This window comes from Buttiauxella sp. 3AFRM03 (assembly GCF_003675305.1).
In the GTDB taxonomy this organism is placed as follows: Bacteria; Pseudomonadota; Gammaproteobacteria; order Enterobacterales; family Enterobacteriaceae; genus Buttiauxella; species Buttiauxella ferragutiae.
Genome location: NZ_CP033076.1, coordinates 2,997,999 through 3,015,499, shown reverse-complemented (window position 1 = coordinate 3,015,499; position 17,501 = coordinate 2,997,999). Strand labels below are relative to the sequence as shown.

Genomic DNA, 17,501 nt, shown 5'->3' with positions numbered 1-17,501 from the left:
CCGGAGCCCCGAGCCTTGTAGAGAGTGGGGTTATAGTTTTGGTACTGCAATTGGGCGGGGGAATATGTTTTCCCCTCACCAAAAAAACGCCTTCTCCTGAGGGAGAGGGGATAAAATTATTTTTTCTTCACCGGACGCTGCCAGCCCTGGATATGAGTCTGCTTCACGCGACTCACTACCAGTTCATCTTCACCCACGTTACGCGTGACAGTCGTGCCCGCGCCAATGGTTGCGCCACGAGCCACGGTCACCGGTGCCACCAGCTGGCTGTCGGAACCGACAAATACGTCATCGCCGATGATAGTTTTAAACTTGTTCGCACCGTCGTAATTACAGGTAATGGTGCCGGCACCGATATTCACGTTATCGCCAATTTCAGCATCGCCTAAATAACTCAAATGACCGGCTTTGGAACCTTTACCTAAACGGGCTTTTTTCATTTCCACGAAGTTGCCAACGTGCGCGCCTTCTGCCAGTTCGGCTCCAGGACGCAAACGAGCAAATGGGCCGATGGTGCACGCGCTCGCAAGATTTGCATCTTCCACAACGGAATACGGGCTGATTTCACAGTCATCGCCAATCACGCTGTTTTTAATCACGCAACCGGTACCAATTTTGACGCGATGACCTAACGTCACTTTTCCTTCAATAATGACATTAGTATCAATTTCAACATCACGCCCATGTGTCAGTTCACCGCGTAGGTCGAAACGAGACGGATCACGCAACATGACCCCTGCTAACAGCAGTTTATCGGCCTGCTCAGTTTGGTAGACGCGCTCAAGGCGGGACAGTTGCAGACGGTTGTTTACGCCTTCAACTTCACTTAAACGATCGGGATGAACTGCCGTTATTTCGCGTCCTTCATGGTGTGCCAGCGCGATAATATCGGTGATATAGAATTCACCCTGAGCATTGTTGTTATCGAGCTTCGCCAACCAACGTTTCAGGTCAGCGCCATTGGCCACCAGAATACCGGTGTTGATTTCGTCAATTTTGCGTTGTTCTTCAGTGGCATCTTTATGTTCAACAATGCCAACAACTTTGCCATTTTCACGAGCGATGCGGCCATAACCGGTTGGATCGTCCAGTTTTACCGTGAGCAGACCAATGCCACCTTGCGGTTTGGCATCACGCAGGCGTTGTAAGGATTCAACAGAAATAAGCGGCACGTCGCCGTAGAGCATCAGGATATCTTCATCATCGGCAAAGAAAGGTGCCGCTTGCTGCATCGCGTGGCCGGTGCCTAATTGCTCAGCCTGCAAAACCCAGTTCAGTACGCCATCACCGAGCGTGTTTTTCAGCAAGTCACCACCGTGACCGTAAACCAGATGCACACGCTGCGCGCCTAAATTATTCGCCGCATCAATAACATGCTGAACCATAGGTTTCCCGGCAAGGGTATGTAATACCTTCGGGAGATCTGAATACATGCGGGTCCCTTTGCCTGCGGCTAGGATAACCACGCTCATCGCATTGTTTGACATACGCGTCCTGACTTTAATTTGAGAGTGAAGTAAAACGATTTCTCGTTGAAAATTCTACATATTTTGCAACACAAATTGCACAGCCGGAAATTTATACATCGCGGCAGAATGCAGACAGATTTGACGGCTAAGTTTAGGCTTTTTTGCTGCAAACAAGTACTACAGATGCGTATGAAAGGAGCTATGCCATTGGTTTAAAGCTTATTTTCAACCTGAAATAAAGCCTGGTTTATTGCTAAGAATGGCTGTCGAAGAGGTAAAAAAAAATGCCAGTCAGGGAAACCTGGCTGGCATTTGTCTTTTCAAGCAGGTAGTTACATCGCTTTTCTGGTCAACTCGATAACACGAAGTTTCGCGATCGCTTTAGCCAGTTCAGCAGAAGCCTGAGCGTAGTCCACATCTCCGTGGGAAGTGTGCATACGCTCTTCCGCTTTACGCTTCGCTTCCAGGGCTCGAGCTTCGTCGAGGTCCTGCCCACGAATCGCGGTATCGGCCAGCACCGTAACGGTGCCAGGTTGCACTTCCAACACACCACCGGACAGGTAGATATACTCTTCTTGTCCGTGCTGTTTCACGATGCGGATCATACCAGGCTTAATGGCGGTGAGCAGCGGTGCGTGACCAGGGTAAATACCCAGTTCGCCTTCGCAACCCGTTACCTGGATCTTCTCAACCAGACCGGAGAACATTTGGCTCTCCGCGCTGACGACGTCCAGGTGGTAAGTCATTGCCATATCACCCTCCGATTAAGGCGTTAAAGTTTTTTGGCTTTCTCAACAGCTTCGTCGATAGTACCAACCATGTAGAACGCCTGCTCTGGCAGATGGTCGTACTCGCCGTCCATGATGCCTTTAAAGCCACGGATAGTATCTTTCAGCGATACGAACTTGCCCGGAGAACCGGTAAAGACTTCTGCTACGAAGAATGGCTGAGACAGGAAGCGCTGAATCTTACGCGCACGTGCTACAACCAATTTATCTTCTTCAGAAAGTTCATCCATACCAAGAATGGCGATGATATCTTTCAGTTCCTGGTAACGTTGCAGGATTGACTGCACGCCACGCGCGGTGTCGTAGTGTTCCTGGCCAACAACCAGTGGATCTAACTGACGGCTGGTGGAATCCAGTGGATCTACCGCAGGGTAGATACCCAGAGACGCGATGTTACGGCTCAGTACCACGGTTGCATCCAAGTGCGCAAAGGTGGTGGCTGGAGATGGGTCAGTCAAGTCATCCGCAGGTACGTATACCGCTTGAACAGAAGTGATTGAGCCAGTTTTGGTGGAGGTAATACGCTCCTGCAAAACACCCATCTCTTCTGCCAGAGTTGGCTGGTAACCTACCGCAGATGGCATACGACCCAGCAGTGCAGATACTTCTGTACCGGCCAGGGTATAACGGTAAATGTTATCAACGAACAGCAGAACGTCACGACCTTCGTCACGGAACTTCTCCGCCATGGTCAGACCGGTCAGTGCTACGCGCAGACGGTTACCTGGTGGTTCGTTCATCTGGCCATAAACCAGTGATACTTTGTCCAGAACGTTGGAGTCGGTCATTTCGTGGTAGAAGTCGTTACCCTCACGAGTACGCTCACCCACGCCTGCAAACACAGAGTAACCGGAGTGCTCAATCGCGATGTTACGAATAAGCTCCATCATGTTTACAGTTTTACCTACACCCGCACCACCGAACAGACCGACTTTACCGCCCTTAGCGAACGGACAAATCAGGTCCATTACTTTGATGCCGGTTTCCAGCAGATCCTGGGAGCTAGACAGTTCTTCGTAGCTTGGTGCAGCACGGTGAATAGCCCAACGCTCTTCTTCGCCGATATCGCCTTTCATGTCGATAGGCTCGCCCAGGACGTTCATGATACGGCCCAGAGTCGCTTTACCTACCGGCACTTCAATTGGGTGATCGAGGTTAGTCACTTCCAGACCGCGACGCAGGCCGTCAGAAGTACCCATGGCGATAGTACGAACTACGCCACCACCCAGCTGTTGCTGAACTTCCAGCACCAGACGTTCTTTACCATTTGTAACCTCAAGGGCGTCGTACACTTTTGGTACGGCATCCTGAGGGAACTCGACGTCCACCACGGCGCCGATTACCTGGATAATCTTTCCAGTAGCCATCTCGAATCCTCTAAATACGTAAACCTGGTTATACCGCGGAAGCGCCACCGACGATTTCGGTGAGTTCCTGAGTAATGCTGGCCTGACGAGCTTTGTTGTAAACCAACTGCAGCTCTTTAATCAGGCTGCCGCCATTGTCGGTAGCGGCTTTCATCGCCACCATTCGTGCGGCCTGCTCGCTGGCCAGGTTTTCTACGACGCCCTGATAAACCTGAGATTCCACATAACGGCGCAGCAAGGTGTCCAGCAGCGCTTTAGGATCAGGTTCATACAGATAATCCCAGGATTTCTTCTTCAACTCACCGTCTTCTGCTGGCGGTAACGGCAGCAGTTGGGTGAGGGTAGGAACCTGAGACATTGTGTTAATAAATTTGTTGCTGACAACATACAGCTTGTCCAGACGGCCTTCATCGTAGGCCTGCAACATCACTTTCACCGGGCCAATCAACTCGGACACGGAAGGGAAATCACCCATACCTGTCACTTGGGCAACAATATTGCCGCCTACAGAGTTGAAGAAAGAGACGCCTTTGGAGCCGATCATTGCGATTTCGCTTTGAACGCCTTTATCGGACCACTCTTTCATGTCAGCCAGCAGCTTTTTGAACAGGTTAGTGTTCAAGCCACCACACAGACCACGGTCAGTGGACACCACCAGGTAGCCCACGCGTTTGATTTCGCGTTCATCCAGGTAAGGGTGTTTGTATTCAAGATTACCCAGAGCAAGGTGGCCAATCACTTTACGCATTGTTGTTGCGTAAGGACGGCTGGCAGCCATGCGTTCCTGCGATTTACGCATTTTGGACGCGGCGACCATTTCCATTGCTTTGGTGATCTTCTGCGTGTTCTGGACGCTTGCGATCTTACTACGTATCTCTTTTGCGCCGGCCATGAGCTTCTCCTCAATGCCTTGCGGCTTGCCCTAAGACAAGCCGCCAGACTTTACCAGGACTGAGTTGCTTTGAAGGAATCGAGGATGCCTTTCAGCTTGCCTTCGATTTCGTCGTTATAGCCACCAGATTGGTTGATTTCTTGCATCAGTGGAGCATGGTCACGGTCAACGTAAGCCATCAGAGCGGCTTCGAAGCTACCGATTTTAGCCAGTTCCACATCTTCGAGGTAACCACGTTCAGCAGCGAACAGAACCAGAGACTGCTGCGCAACAGACATCGGCGCATATTGTTTCTGCTTCAGAAGCTCGGTCACTTTTTGACCGTGATTCAGCTGCTTACGGGTCGCGTCGTCAAGGTCAGATGCAAACTGAGAGAACGCAGCCAGTTCACGATACTGTGCCAGAGCGGTACGGATACCACCGGACAGTTTTTTCATGATCTTGGTCTGAGCAGCACCACCAACACGCGATACGGAGATACCCGGGTTAACCGCAGGACGAATACCGGCGTTAAACAGGTTGGATTCCAGGAAGATCTGACCATCGGTAATAGAAATTACGTTGGTCGGAACGAACGCGGAAACGTCGCCAGCTTGAGTTTCGATAATCGGCAGAGCAGTCAGGGAACCGGTTTTACCTTTCACTTCACCTTTGGTGAATGCTTCAACGTACTCGGCGTTAACACGCGCAGCACGTTCCAGCAGACGGGAGTGGAGGTAGAACACGTCGCCTGGGAATGCTTCACGACCTGGTGGACGACGAAGCAGCAGGGAGATCTGGCGGTACGCAACAGCCTGTTTAGACAGGTCATCGTATACGATCAGTGCATCTTCACCGCGGTCACGGAAGTATTCGCCCATTGCGCAACCAGCATACGGAGCCAGGTATTGCAGTGCAGCGGATTCAGAAGCAGTAGCAACCACCACGATGGTGTTAGCCAGTGCGCCGTGTTCTTCCAGTTTGCGAACCACGTTAGAAATAGTGGATGCTTTCTGGCCGATAGCAACGTAGATACATTTGATGCCGGAATCACGTTGGTTGATGATGGCATCGATCGCCAGCGCTGTTTTACCAGTCTGACGGTCACCGATGACCAGCTCACGCTGACCACGGCCGATTGGAATCATGGCATCAACAGACTTATAACCAGTCTGAACTGGTTGGTCTACCGATTGACGCTCGATTACGCCCGGAGCAATCGCTTCAACAGCAGCAAAGCCGTCGTGGTCCAGAGGACCTTTACCGTCGATTGGCGCACCCAGGGTGTTCACCACGCGACCCAGCAGGCCACGGCCAACTGGTACTTCAAGAATACGGCCAGTACACTTAACTTTCATGCCTTCGGCAAGGTCAGCGTACGGACCCATTACTACCGCACCTACAGAGTCGCGCTCAAGGTTTAGTGCAATGGCGTAACGGTTTCCCGGAAGGGAAATCATCTCACCCTGCATTACATCGGCCAGGCCGTGTACGCGGATGATACCGTCACTTACAGAAACGATTGTACCTTCGTTGTGAGCCTCGCTCACAACACTGAACTGAGCAATGCGCTGCTTGATCAGTTCGCTGATTTCGGTGGAATTCAGTTGCATGCTCCAGTCCCCTTAAGACTGCAAGACGTCTGTCAGGCGATCAAGACGGCCGCGTACGCTACCATCAATGACCATATCACCCGCACGGATGATGACACCTGCCATTACAGACTTATCAATTTTGCAATTCAGCTTAACTTTGCGTGACAGACGTTTTTCCATCGCGGCGCTGATTTTCGAAAGCTGGGCTTCGTTTAACGCGCTGGCAGAAGTCACTTCGACTTCAACCGTAGCCTCGCGGGCTGCACGCAGTTGAACGAATTGCTCTAGAACATCAGGAAGAACCTTCAAACGACCGTTTTCAGCCATCACCTTAATCAGGTTCTGGCCGTTGGCGTCTAACTGGTCACCACAAATAGAGATAAACGACTGAGAGAGCGTTTCCGGGGCTAAAGCGCCGGAGAGTAGCTCTGTCATTTGTTCGTTTTTAGACACCTCAGCAGCGAAAGCTAGCATAGACTGCCAGTTATCAATGCCTTGGTGTTCGACGGCAAAGTCAAAAGCTGCTTTGGCGTAGGGGCGAGCTACAGTTACAAATTCAGACATCAGCCCCTCCCTCCTTACAGTTCAGCGACCAGTTTATCAACGATGTCGCTGTTAGCAGCTTCATCCACGGAACGTTCAATGATCTTCTCGGCACCGGCAATTGCCAGCAGAGCCACTTGCTTACGCAGTTCTTCACGAGCGCGTTTACGCTCAGCGTCGATTTCTGCCTGAGCCTGTGCAACGATTTTGTCACGTTCCTGCTCTGCCTCGGTTTTAGCTTCTTCAAGGATCTGTGAGCGGCGTTTGTTCGCTTGCTCAATAATCACCTGAGCTTCCGCTTTGGCTTTTTTCAGCTGGTCGGTCGCGTTGGCCTGTGCAAGGTCAAGGTCCTTTTTGGCACGTTCTGCAGAAGAGAGACCGTCAGCAATTTCTTGTTGACGCTTCTCGATGGCAGCCATGATTGGCGGCCATACGTACTTCATGCAGAACAGAACAAACAGGACAAACGCGATGGCCTGGCCGAGGATTGTTGCGTTAAGATTCACAGCACAATGCCTCTTTGTTAGTTAACGTTCTGATATTGCTTGATATGTTAAGCAATGCTTACTACGCGACGGCGAACATCACGTACAGACCCAGACCAACAGCGATCATCGGGATAGCATCCACCAGACCCATAACGATAAAGAACTGAGTACGCAGCAAAGGAATCAGATCAGGTTGACGCGCTGCGCCTTCCAGGAATTTTCCCCCGAGGATGCCGATACCGATCGCAGCACCGATTGCCGCCAGACCCATCATCACAGCGGCAGCCATGTACAGCAGATCCATATTCAGGTTTTCCATGACAGTCTCCAGTTTGTTTCAGTTAAAACGCAGTAGTGGTAAGTAAAATCAATGCTCTTCAGATGCCATCGACAGATAGACAATCGTCAGAACCATGAAAATGAAGGCTTGCAGCGTAATGATCAGGATGTGGAAAATGGCCCAAGGCACACTCAGAATCCACTGTGACCACCACGGCAACAGACCAGCAATCAGAATGAAAATCAATTCACCGGCATACATGTTGCCGAACAGTCGCAGACCAAGTGAGATAGGCTTGGACAGCAGGCTTACACCTTCAAGGATTAAGTTGAAAGGAATAAATGCCCAGTGATTGAACGGCTGCAGCGTCAGCTCTTTCGTGAAGCCGCCAATGCCTTTCATTTTGATGCTGTAGAAAAGAATCAGGATAAACACGCCCAGCGCCATAGACAGGGTGATATTCACGTCCGCAGACGGCACCACACGCAGGGCTGGCAGGCCAAAGATGTGCTCGCCGATATACGGCAAGAAATCGATTGGCAGCAGGTCCATCAAGTTCATCAGGAATACCCAGACAAAGACAGTCAAGGCTAGCGGTGCGATGACCTTGCTTTTGCCATGGTACATGTCTTTGACACTGCTATTAACAAAACCGATGATCAACTCAACTGCTGTCTGGAATTTCCCTGGGACACCACTGGTAGCATTTTTAGCTACTTTGCGGAATAACACCAGGAACAAGAAACCCAGAACCACGGAGAAGAACATGGAGTCAATATTGAGCGTCCAGAAGGTGGCCGGGGGGTTATGCGGATCCACCAGCGAGAAAGTACGCAGGTCCAACTGAAGGTTATTCAGATGGTGGCCTATATACTCCTGCGGTGTAGAGATTTCTCCTGCAGACATGATGCCTCTTACCCTTTGTTGTTAATTACAGCTGGTGCGAGTATCTGCACAACCAGCACCGAAACCCACGTCACAATAAGCGGCAACAATACCGCCTTAAAACCAGCTAACGCCACCACCAGTATGGTAAAGCTCGCAATCACCTTTAACACTTCGCCGATAGCGAAGGTCCAGGCCAAACGGCCTTTAGACGGTGTATGCACCTGGTGACGCCAGGCGAAATTCATAAACACTGCATTTGGCAACCAGGCTGCCAGGCCTCCGCCGAAAGCAGAAGCACCCCACGCGGGGTCTTTGAGGCAAAACAGCAATCCAATTGCTATCACTGCTAGTAGCTGAAGGAACAGAAGCTTACGAGCAACGTTTCTACTCAATAGCGACACAGACATGGCGTATCCTAACTCCTGCTCCCTTCGGGGTATGTCGCGTGTCGTATAAAACTTCCTTTACGACTCCGAGTCAAGCCTCAAAAAGCGAGCAAATTATACGGTGCGGCCCCGTGATTTCAAACAATAAGTAGCAAAAAGGTGAACAAATGTTTAAATATTTTCCTGTACCGTTATTTTTCAACTTTTGCTGAATAGCGGTTATTTTCCTGAAAACTGCAAATAACCGAAATACCCATAGAATAAAGCGTGCACCAGATCACAAATCGAACATGTCATATGCTCTGGACATTTGTCTGTCTCTTAAAGTGCGAAACACAGATGTCTGATAAATAAGCTGATTACAGTCTAGTCTATTTAAAACAACCTGAAACACTGCAAAAACATTTCATTGACATTTTTATTAAGCTTTTAACATTAGGCTAAGTAAAAAATTCACAAAACAATTAGCACGGTTATATTTTCAATGTTAACTATTTTTAAGCTCGATAATAGATAGCTAGTTAAAAAACAGGGGCGATAAAGTTAAAATATCGTTAAATGTAACCAGGGGTGTCAGCCATTTTCCCTTGTATTTTTAACGTTCACGAAACAATCCTTTCTCACCTTTTTTTGATAAATATTAAGTTTTGTTTGCCTTAATCATCACCAAATGTCGTTCACCATCAAGCTCCGGAACCTGCAAACGAATAACTTCTTCAACGCTAAAGTTCTCAGGCAAGGTTGCAATCTCATCATCAGGGCGTAAACCCTTTAGAGCGTAGAAGCAACCATTCTCCGCTGGCAGATGCTTACACCAGGTCACCATGTCCGTCATAGAAGCAAAAGCACGGCTGATGACGCCATCAAATGGCGGTTGTGCAGGGAACTCTTCCACACGACTTTGCACCGGCGTGATGTTTTCAAGATGCAGCTCATGCTGAACCTGGCGTAAGAAGCGTACACGCTTACCCAGGCTATCAAGCAGCGTAAAATGCGCATCAGGACGTACAATCGCCAGTGGAATACCCGGTAAACCCGGCCCAGTACCGACGTCGATAAAACGCGATCCCTGCAAATACGGTTCGACAACAATGCTGTCGAGAATATGGCGCACCAACATGTCATCTGGGTTACGTACTGAAGTCAGGTTATATGCTTTGTTCCACTTGTGGAGCAATTCAACATACCCTACCAGCTGTACTTTCTGGTTTTCTGGTAACGTGATACCCGCGCTTTTCAGCAGGCGATTCAGTTTGTTAAGCACGGCAGTCTGTATCCATCAAAATCTGTCAAAAAAAAGGCCAGGATATCCCGGCCCTGAAATATGTTCTCAGGCGCTACGGCGTAGCAAGCCTTGTTTCTTTAGCCAGACAAGCAAGATCGAAATCGCAGCCGGGGTGACCCCTGAAATACGCGATGCCTGTCCAATTGATACAGGCTTATGATCATTAAGCTTGGCGATCACTTCGTTAGAAAGACCACTTACCTGCCGATAATCAAGCGTTGCAGGCAACAACGTGTTTTCGTTACGTTGTTGTTTTTCAATCTCTTCTTGCTGACGAGCGATGTAGCCTTCGTATTTGACCTGAATTTCTACCTGCTCTGCGGATTGTGGATCTTCAAGGCCAGGTGCAAAGACGGACAATTGCATCATCTCAGCATAGGTCATTTCTGGGCGACGCAGCAGATCTTCGCCATTTGCTTCACGCGACAATGGTGCGCTCAGCTTGGCGTTCACTTCTTCGACACTTTCAGAATGCGGGTGCAGCCAGATGTCTTTCAGACGTTGGCGTTCGAGCTCGATGCTCTCCAGCTTTTCGTTGAAGCGTGCCCAACGAGCATCGTCCACCAGGCCCATTTCACGGCCAACAGCGGTTAAACGCAGATCGGCGTTGTCTTCACGCAGCATCAAACGATATTCGGCACGTGAGGTAAACATGCGGTACGGTTCTTTGGTTCCGAGGGTGCAAAGATCGTCAACCAGTACGCCAAGGTAAGCTTGGGAGCGTGCAGGTGCCCAACCCTCTTTCTCAGCCGAGAAGCGTGCGGCGTTAAGACCCGCCAGCAAACCTTGTGCTGCGGCTTCTTCGTAGCCGGTAGTACCGTTGATTTGGCCAGCAAAGAACAGACCCTGAATATATTTGCTTTCCAGTGTCGGTTTCAGATCGCGAGGATCGAAGAAGTCATATTCGATAGCATAGCCAGGACGCACGATCTTCGCGTTTTCCATACCTTCCATCGAACGGACGATCTGCATCTGGACATCAAACGGCAGGCTGGTGGAGATACCGTTCGGGTAAATTTCGTTGCTGGTTAGCCCTTCAGGCTCAAGGAAGATTTGATGCTGGTTACGGTCAGCAAAACGCATCACTTTGTCTTCGATTGATGGGCAGTAACGTGGCCCGATCCCTTCGATAACGCCTGCGTACATCGGGCTGCGATCGAGGTTATTACGAATAACATCGTGTGTTTTTTCGTTGGTATGCGTGATGTAACACGGTACTTGCGCAGGATGCTGGTTCACATTCCCCATGAACGAGAACACCGGCATCGGGTTATCGCCATGCTGTTTCGCAAGTACGCTGAAATCTATGGTGCGTGCATCGATGCGTGGAGGAGTGCCTGTTTTCAGGCGGCTGACACGCAGTGGTAATTCACGCAGACGGCGTGAAAGCGAAATGGACGGTGGATCACCAGCACGGCCACCGCTGTAGTTATCCAACCCGATATGAATTTTGCCATCCAGGAAAGTACCTACGGTCAGTACCACGGATTTAGCGCGGAACTTCAGGCCCATTTGCGTCACAGCACCAACGACACGATCGTTCTCGACAATCAGATCCTCAACAGCTTGCTGGAAGATCATCAGATTGGGCTGGTTTTCCAGCGCAGTGCGTACCGCCTGACGGTACAGCACACGGTCAGCCTGAGCACGAGTAGCCCGAACTGCGGGGCCTTTGCTCGCGTTTAGTATCCTAAACTGGATGCCTGCATGGTCGATAGCTTTTGCCATCAAACCGCCTAAAGCGTCCACTTCTTTAACCAGATGTCCCTTGCCAATACCACCGATCGCTGGGTTGCAAGACATTTGCCCTAACGTGTCGATATTGTGAGTCAAAAGAAGGGTTTGTTGGCCCATCCGTGCAGCGGCCATTGCAGCCTCGGTGCCTGCATGACCCCCGCCAATGATGATGACGTCAAAAGGATCTGGATAAAACATGGTACTGCCTCACGGTTTTGCAAATGGGGGATGACTGATTCCCGGGGTTGGCGATTCTACTTAACTTTAGCCTTTCGAGAAAGCCTTGGGATACCCGGTAATTAAAAGAAGATCTTTTTTATTTAAAGATCTCTTTATTATGATCTCTTATTAGGATCGGCATGTTCTGTGGATAAGCGCTTTTATGGTAAAGAGATCAAGCGATTAAGAAGGATCGTTAGCTGTGAATGATCGGTGATCCTACGCAGTATAAGCTGGGATCAAAACGGGTACTTATGCACAACTCAAAAAGTGAACAGGAGTTGTTATTGGGATAACTACTGCTTAACCCAAGGTTTTAAGCATACTTATACACAGATAAAAGTGAGATCTTTACAAATCCTGGAGTAAATTCTTCCATGATCCGACCCAAATCTCGGCTGGATCTTCAGGAATATCGTGATCAAGGATGTTCACTTTCAGTAAAGAGCCAATTCTTTTAGCTCCGCACTCGGTCAAAAGGGTGTCGAGTTTCTCGATCGCGCCGCAAAAAGTGTCGTATTCACGACTACCAATCCCGACTGCACCATAATGAAGGGCACTCAGATCCGGGCGTTCTTCATTTATAGCGTCAAACAGAGGTTGCAGATTATCAGGAAGATCTCCTGCTCCATGAGTAGAAGAGACAATCAGCCAAATTCCACTGGTTTGCAGATCTTCTAACAATGGCCCATGCAGCGTTTGAGTACTAAAACCCGCTTCATCGAGCTTTTCAGCCAGATGTTCAGCCACATATTCGGCACTGCCCAGGGTACTGCCGCTAATCAGAGTAACTTCTGTCATTGCTGTCCACCTTTTCGAAACGATGGGCATTGTACGCTGTGTAACGCCTGCGATCTACCTGTGGATAATATGGGTATTAAAAATAACGCTTAGGGCTTGATGGTACGCATGATCGGGTTCTGGAGGGAGATCAGCGTTTCAGTGGACTGAATTTCATCAATTGTTTGGATCTTGTTGATAAGTACCTGTTGAAGGGCATCTATAGATCGACACATCACCTTAATAAAGATGCTGTAGTGCCCCGTTGTGTAGTACGCCTCAGTGACTTCTTCCAGGCTTTCCAGTTTTGCCAGCGCAGAAGGATAATCTTTTGCACTCTTTAAAATGATGCCGATAAAGCAGCAAACGTCGTAACCCAGCTGTTTTGGGCTGATATCAATGCGTGCGCCAGTAATAATCCCAGCCTGTTTCATTTTCTCGACACGCACATGGATTGTGCCTGGGCTAACACCGAATTGCTTAGCCAGTTCTGCATACGCGGTACGGGCATTTGCCATTAATGCGTCAAGAATGCCGCGATCGAGATTGTCGATCTGATAATTATCCATCACTTTTTCCTATGATTAGTAACGATAGTTCAGATTTTATAGCCTTAAATTAGTCGATTGAAAACCAGTAAGGCTTTTTTATTGTTGATTATTGAATGTTATGCCGTGTTTGTTGCTTAATCATCGTCAGTAAAACAACACAATAAAGAGAAAGCCATGAAAACTGCCTACATCGCTAAACAACGCCAGATTAGTTTTGTTAAGTCCCACTTCTCCCGTCAACTGGAAGAAAAGCTTGGTCTTATGGAAGTCCAGGCTCCGATTCTTAGCCGCGTGGGTGACGGGACTCAGGACAATCTGTCTGGTTGCGAAAAAGCGGTACAGGTTAAGGTGAAAACTTTGCCTGAAGCGCAGTTTGAAGTGGTGCATTCGCTGGCTAAATGGAAAAGAAAAACACTCGGCCAGCATGACTTCAGCGCGGGCGAAGGGCTTTACACGCACATGAAAGCCCTTCGTCCCGATGAAGACCGTTTGACCCCGATCCACTCTGTGTATGTCGATCAGTGGGATTGGGAGCGCGTTATGGGCGAAGGAGAGCGTCATCTCGGAACACTAAAGCAAACTGTAGAAAGCATCTGGGAGGCAATGAAAGCTACGGAAGCCGCAGTGAGCGAACAGTACGGTTTGACCCCTTTCCTGCCTGAACAAATCCATTTTGTTCATAGCGAAGAATTACAGCAGCGTTTCCCGAGCCTTGATGCCAAAGGCCGCGAACGTGCGATTGCCAAAGAGCTGGGCGCAGTTTTCCTGATTGGTATTGGCGGTAAGCTGGCGGATGGCAAACGTCATGATGTTCGTGCGCCAGATTATGATGACTGGTCAACGGCAAGCCTGGGCGATTTCAAAGGCTTGAACGGCGACATTATGGTGTGGAACCCGCTTCTGGAAGACGCATTTGAGCTGTCTTCTATGGGGATCCGCGTGGATGCTGAAACGCTAAAACGCCAGCTGGCAGTCACCGGTAATGACGATCGTTTGCAACTCGAGTGGCATCAGTCGCTGCTGAAAGGCAAAATGCCGCAAACTATTGGCGGTGGTATTGGTCAATCTCGTTTAGTCATGCTGATGCTGCAACAGCCGCACATCGGCCAGGTTCAGTGCGGTGTATGGCCTTCTGAAATCCACGCGAAGGTTGCGTCACTGCTGTAAAGATTAACGCCGCCAGCGACGCAGCAGGCGGCTACGCATCCCGGTATCAAAGCGCCAGATATGATCGAAAATGCGCATGATGCCGGGTTTGCCGTGTGTCGACATCGCCACTGCATGGAAACGATGTTGATGAATACGCTGGAGATCCTTTACCTGCGCCACCACCTCGTCAGGCAGGCGCTGCGCGATAAAGTCAGAAATGACCACCGCATCGGCATCATGCCATTCACTGCCCTGCATTTTTTCTGCGATCGCCCGGAAACAGCTGGCGAGATCCGTGCCGCCACGGAAACGCTGGCTCAGAAAACGGATCGCCTGTTCTATGCCATCTGCGCCACACACTTCATAACGCACCACTTCGCTGGAAAACAGCATGATGAAACAGCGGCGGTTATCTGCCAGCGCCACGCGCATCAGTGCCAGGCAAAAAGCTTTGGCGCATTGTTCGTTAAAACCACCCATTGAACCGGACGTATCAACGCAAACAATAAACGGTCCGCGCGGCTGTTCATCAAATTTCTGGTGAACAACAGGGCGTTCAACGACTTTCTCGCGCCATGAGTCGCCATGCAATCGGTAAGTCAGCAATTGTTTTTCCACCAGCCGACGGTAGAACTCGAATTCCAGTTCACTGATGCCCAGCGTGGCTAACTCCGGTGGCAGCAAACGCAAAATGTCATCGCTACGCTGTAGGCCATCAACCTGTTCAGGAACGGTGGCGGGCTCACGCACCAGCATGCGCCAGGTCTCAGTCGGCGCATCTTTTCTCGGCACCGCTTTCGCTTCTTTAGAGCGCCCAAGTTGCTCAGCCAGTTTCAGTAATTCCGGCTGGCTGGCAAGAAAATCACCGTACTGGACGATGAGCTGATAATCCCCGCGTTTCAGCGCTCCGGCACTCATATCCCAAAGCCTGCCCGCAGCGTTATCGCTGTCGACCAGAACAGGTTCAAGCTGACCGCTGAGTGCCAGGCGCTGTTGCACTTCCGCGAGCAGTTGTTCACGCTCGTCTTCCAGCAACTGTTGGTTAAACGATGTGGTCTGAACCACCAGACTCAAGCGCCAGCGTTGCAGAAACAGCGTATGTTGCGCGGCTGTCAGGTGCGGCATTTCCTCCACCAGCGTTTGTGCCTGTCCGTAAAATGGTGAATCGACACTTTTCAGCAGAAGTAAAATTTCGGGAAGTTTTGCGGATAACTGGCTGGTAGAAAGTAACTGGCTTTCCTGATAGCAGATGACTTCGCGAGCCAGTTCTTGCGGCACTAAAGTGTCCTGCAAGCGCGCTTTTAGTAACTCGCGCCAGCGTGGGATATCTTTGGTTACGGCGTTTTTCAGGCGTGGGAATTTCTCAAAGAACATGGCTAACTGCGGTCCAGCCAGCAGCGTAATAATGATCTCTTCTATTAATTCTCCCTCGCTAATCGCGAGGATGAGATCCAGTGTCTCAACACTGAGCATTAATGCCGCGCCTGCTTAATTTGTTTTGCAACTTCTTGTAGGCTGGCTTCTATTTTTCCTAGCCATTCATTATTGATAAACAGGCATTTTTGTTGATCGTTAAAACGTTCATGTTGTTGGTGGAGGGTAGCTTCCAGGGCTTCGAATTGTTGTTTGATCTCCTCTGGCATCGCTTGTTGCTGTTTACCCGGCATCACCAGCCGTGTGCCTTGCAGGCTAATGTCGCGCAGAACCAGATGCTGGCTGGAGTCGACTTCCATATTCAGTACCTGGGCAAAACCGATGCCATTGAGTTTGCCACGCAGTTCTCCACCTTTTATTAGCCATTGCGCACAGGCTTCACGGGAAATAGACACGTGGACAACTTCGATGTCGTGCAGTTTTAGCGGTTGCTGAAGCAGCAACGTCAGCGTTTCGCCGGTAAGGTTTTCTGGTAGCTGGTACTGCGGGCGGCGAGTGAACATCCCACCTTGTTTGGTCACAGTGATGGCTTCGCGGTCGCTATGCTGTTGTTGCAACTGAATGCGGCGCTGTACGATGGCTGCCAATTTAGCCAGCATTGAATTCTGCTGCCATGCGTGTCCGGTCATCAATATTTCAAGCTGTTGCTGCATCAAATTCATCGCAGCAGAGTCATGCCACAGGCAATCTTTAAGCAGGATCAAATCAATCGGTGCGACGGCATTGCGGCCACTAAAGAAGGCGCTGGCTTGCAGCAGGCGAATGGCTTTTTTCCAGCGTCGATCAGAAACATAAGGTGCGCCTGCAGCGTTCTCGAGTTGCTGGCGCAAGGTGAATATCAGCTCAAATACATTATCTGGCAACGCCACGGTGCCAATTTCTTGCTGCCACTGGAAATACTCGTCGTCGGTGATTTGCAGGTTTTCCGGAACCGGGTTGTGGTTCTCATCATGCTGACTGGTGAGCATGGAACGGAAATTGCCTTTGTCCTGCACTTTGTCGAGCCACAGACGGATCAGCATACGGTCATACAATGCTTCCAGGCTGCTGTCTGCTTCGGGCAGTTCATTGGATGCCGCTACCAGCAAACGCATGGGGATTTTGTCTTCGCTCGCGCCATTGCGGAAACGACGTTCGTTTATGGCAGTTAGCAGGGTATTGAGAATGGCGGGGCCGGCTTTCCAGATTTCATCGAGAAACACGATTTCCGCTTCTGGCAGATAACCGGCAGTCAAACGCTCATAGCGGCCTTCATCTTTTAAAGCCTGAATCGATAATGGCCCAAATACTTCTTCAGGGGTGGAAAAGCGAGTCATCAGGTATTCAAAGGCGCGCGCGTGCTGAAACGCAAACTTCAAACGGCGGGCAATTAAACTTTTGGCAATCCCCGGAGGGCCAAGCAAGAACACGCTTTCACCGCTAAGTGCTGCCAGTAAGCAAAGGCGCACCGCGTGTTGGCGTTCAAACAATCCTTTTTCCAGAGCCTGGCTGAGTCGTGAAATTCTTTCAGCCAATAAATGTGATTGAGCCATAATTAGCATTGCATCCTTACGCGGTGACCACTGATTGGGAAAGCGAGTATATATTATCGTTAATGGATTGATGATCGGCTCTTTTTTCCCTGACATAAATTAAGCCAGTTGTATTTAGGGGTACGATTTACTTGATTAT

The 17,501-nt window shown here is 49.8% G+C and carries 17 protein-coding genes; 1 reads left to right on the top strand and 16 read right to left on the bottom strand.

Annotated elements, in window-relative coordinates:
* Window positions 1-116: 116 nt before the first annotated feature.
* The 14 genes from glmU to asnC form a co-directional block, all read right to left on the bottom strand.
* Window positions 117-1,487, bottom strand: a complete 1,371-nt coding sequence (gene glmU / locus D8682_RS15555; RefSeq protein ID WP_121814643.1) for a bifunctional UDP-N-acetylglucosamine diphosphorylase/glucosamine-1-phosphate N-acetyltransferase GlmU — start codon at window positions 1,485-1,487, stop codon at window positions 117-119.
* A 314-nt stretch (window positions 1,488-1,801) separates the two neighbouring features.
* On the bottom strand, window positions 1,802-2,221 hold the full coding sequence (locus D8682_RS15550) for a F0F1 ATP synthase subunit epsilon (RefSeq protein WP_064541987.1): 420 nt from the start codon (window positions 2,219-2,221) through the stop codon (window positions 1,802-1,804).
* A 20-nt stretch (window positions 2,222-2,241) separates the two neighbouring features.
* Window positions 2,242-3,624, bottom strand: coding sequence for a F0F1 ATP synthase subunit beta (atpD, locus tag D8682_RS15545; protein WP_064541984.1), 1,383 nt, complete (start codon window positions 3,622-3,624; stop codon window positions 2,242-2,244).
* 28 nt (window positions 3,625-3,652) lie between these two features.
* Window positions 3,653-4,516 carry a F0F1 ATP synthase subunit gamma gene (gene atpG, locus D8682_RS15540; protein WP_064541981.1) on the bottom strand — a complete coding sequence of 288 codons (864 nt, stop codon included), beginning with the start codon at window positions 4,514-4,516 and terminating at the stop codon, window positions 3,653-3,655.
* Window positions 4,517-4,566: 50 nt separating this feature from the next.
* Window positions 4,567-6,108 carry a F0F1 ATP synthase subunit alpha gene (gene atpA, locus D8682_RS15535; RefSeq protein WP_064541978.1) on the bottom strand — a complete coding sequence of 514 codons (1,542 nt, stop codon included), beginning with the start codon at window positions 6,106-6,108 and terminating at the stop codon, window positions 4,567-4,569.
* A 12-nt stretch (window positions 6,109-6,120) separates the two neighbouring features.
* Window positions 6,121-6,654 (bottom strand): F0F1 ATP synthase subunit delta, encoded by a 534-nt coding sequence (gene atpH / locus D8682_RS15530; protein WP_064541974.1) that lies wholly within the window; start codon window positions 6,652-6,654, stop codon window positions 6,121-6,123.
* Between the two features lie 14 nt (window positions 6,655-6,668).
* A complete protein-coding gene (atpF, locus tag D8682_RS15525) occupies window positions 6,669-7,139 on the bottom strand; it encodes a F0F1 ATP synthase subunit B (protein WP_034499875.1) in 471 nt (156 codons plus the stop codon).
* 61 nt (window positions 7,140-7,200) lie between these two features.
* The gene (atpE, locus tag D8682_RS15520) at window positions 7,201-7,440 is read right to left on the bottom strand and encodes a F0F1 ATP synthase subunit C (RefSeq protein ID WP_000429386.1); all 240 of its coding nucleotides are present in this window, start codon (window positions 7,438-7,440) and stop codon (window positions 7,201-7,203) included.
* 48 nt (window positions 7,441-7,488) lie between these two features.
* A complete protein-coding gene (gene atpB / locus D8682_RS15515; protein ID WP_064541971.1) occupies window positions 7,489-8,307 on the bottom strand; it encodes a F0F1 ATP synthase subunit A in 819 nt (272 codons plus the stop codon).
* An 8-nt stretch (window positions 8,308-8,315) separates the two neighbouring features.
* Complete coding sequence (gene atpI / locus D8682_RS15510; protein WP_064541969.1) at window positions 8,316-8,696, bottom strand: F0F1 ATP synthase subunit I; 381 nt, start codon at window positions 8,694-8,696, stop codon at window positions 8,316-8,318.
* Window positions 8,697-9,315: 619 nt separating this feature from the next.
* Entirely contained in the window at window positions 9,316-9,939 is a 624-nt protein-coding gene (gene rsmG / locus D8682_RS15505) for a 16S rRNA (guanine(527)-N(7))-methyltransferase RsmG (RefSeq protein ID WP_064541966.1), read from the bottom strand.
* A 66-nt stretch (window positions 9,940-10,005) separates the two neighbouring features.
* Window positions 10,006-11,895, bottom strand: coding sequence for a tRNA uridine-5-carboxymethylaminomethyl(34) synthesis enzyme MnmG (mnmG, locus tag D8682_RS15500; RefSeq protein ID WP_064541964.1), 1,890 nt, complete (start codon window positions 11,893-11,895; stop codon window positions 10,006-10,008).
* A gap of 372 nt (window positions 11,896-12,267) precedes the next feature.
* Window positions 12,268-12,717: an FMN-binding protein MioC gene (gene mioC, locus D8682_RS15495; protein WP_064541961.1), complete on the bottom strand. Its 450-nt coding sequence runs from the start codon at window positions 12,715-12,717 to the stop codon at window positions 12,268-12,270.
* 89 nt (window positions 12,718-12,806) lie between these two features.
* On the bottom strand, window positions 12,807-13,265 hold the full coding sequence (gene asnC, locus D8682_RS15490; RefSeq protein WP_034499887.1) for a transcriptional regulator AsnC: 459 nt from the start codon (window positions 13,263-13,265) through the stop codon (window positions 12,807-12,809).
* 156 nt (window positions 13,266-13,421) lie between these two features.
* Between asnC and asnA the strand changes: the two genes are divergently transcribed.
* Window positions 13,422-14,414: an aspartate--ammonia ligase gene (gene asnA, locus D8682_RS15485; protein ID WP_121814642.1), complete on the top strand. Its 993-nt coding sequence runs from the start codon at window positions 13,422-13,424 to the stop codon at window positions 14,412-14,414.
* A 3-nt stretch (window positions 14,415-14,417) separates the two neighbouring features.
* Here asnA and viaA read toward each other — a convergent pair whose 3' ends face one another.
* Window positions 14,418-15,869, bottom strand: coding sequence for an ATPase RavA stimulator ViaA (gene viaA, locus D8682_RS15480; RefSeq protein WP_064541955.1), 1,452 nt, complete (start codon window positions 15,867-15,869; stop codon window positions 14,418-14,420).
* A complete protein-coding gene (gene ravA, locus D8682_RS15475; RefSeq protein ID WP_064542196.1) occupies window positions 15,869-17,362 on the bottom strand; it encodes an ATPase RavA in 1,494 nt (497 codons plus the stop codon). Before ravA ends, viaA begins: the two co-directional genes overlap by 1 nt.
* Window positions 17,363-17,501: the final 139 nt, after the last annotated feature.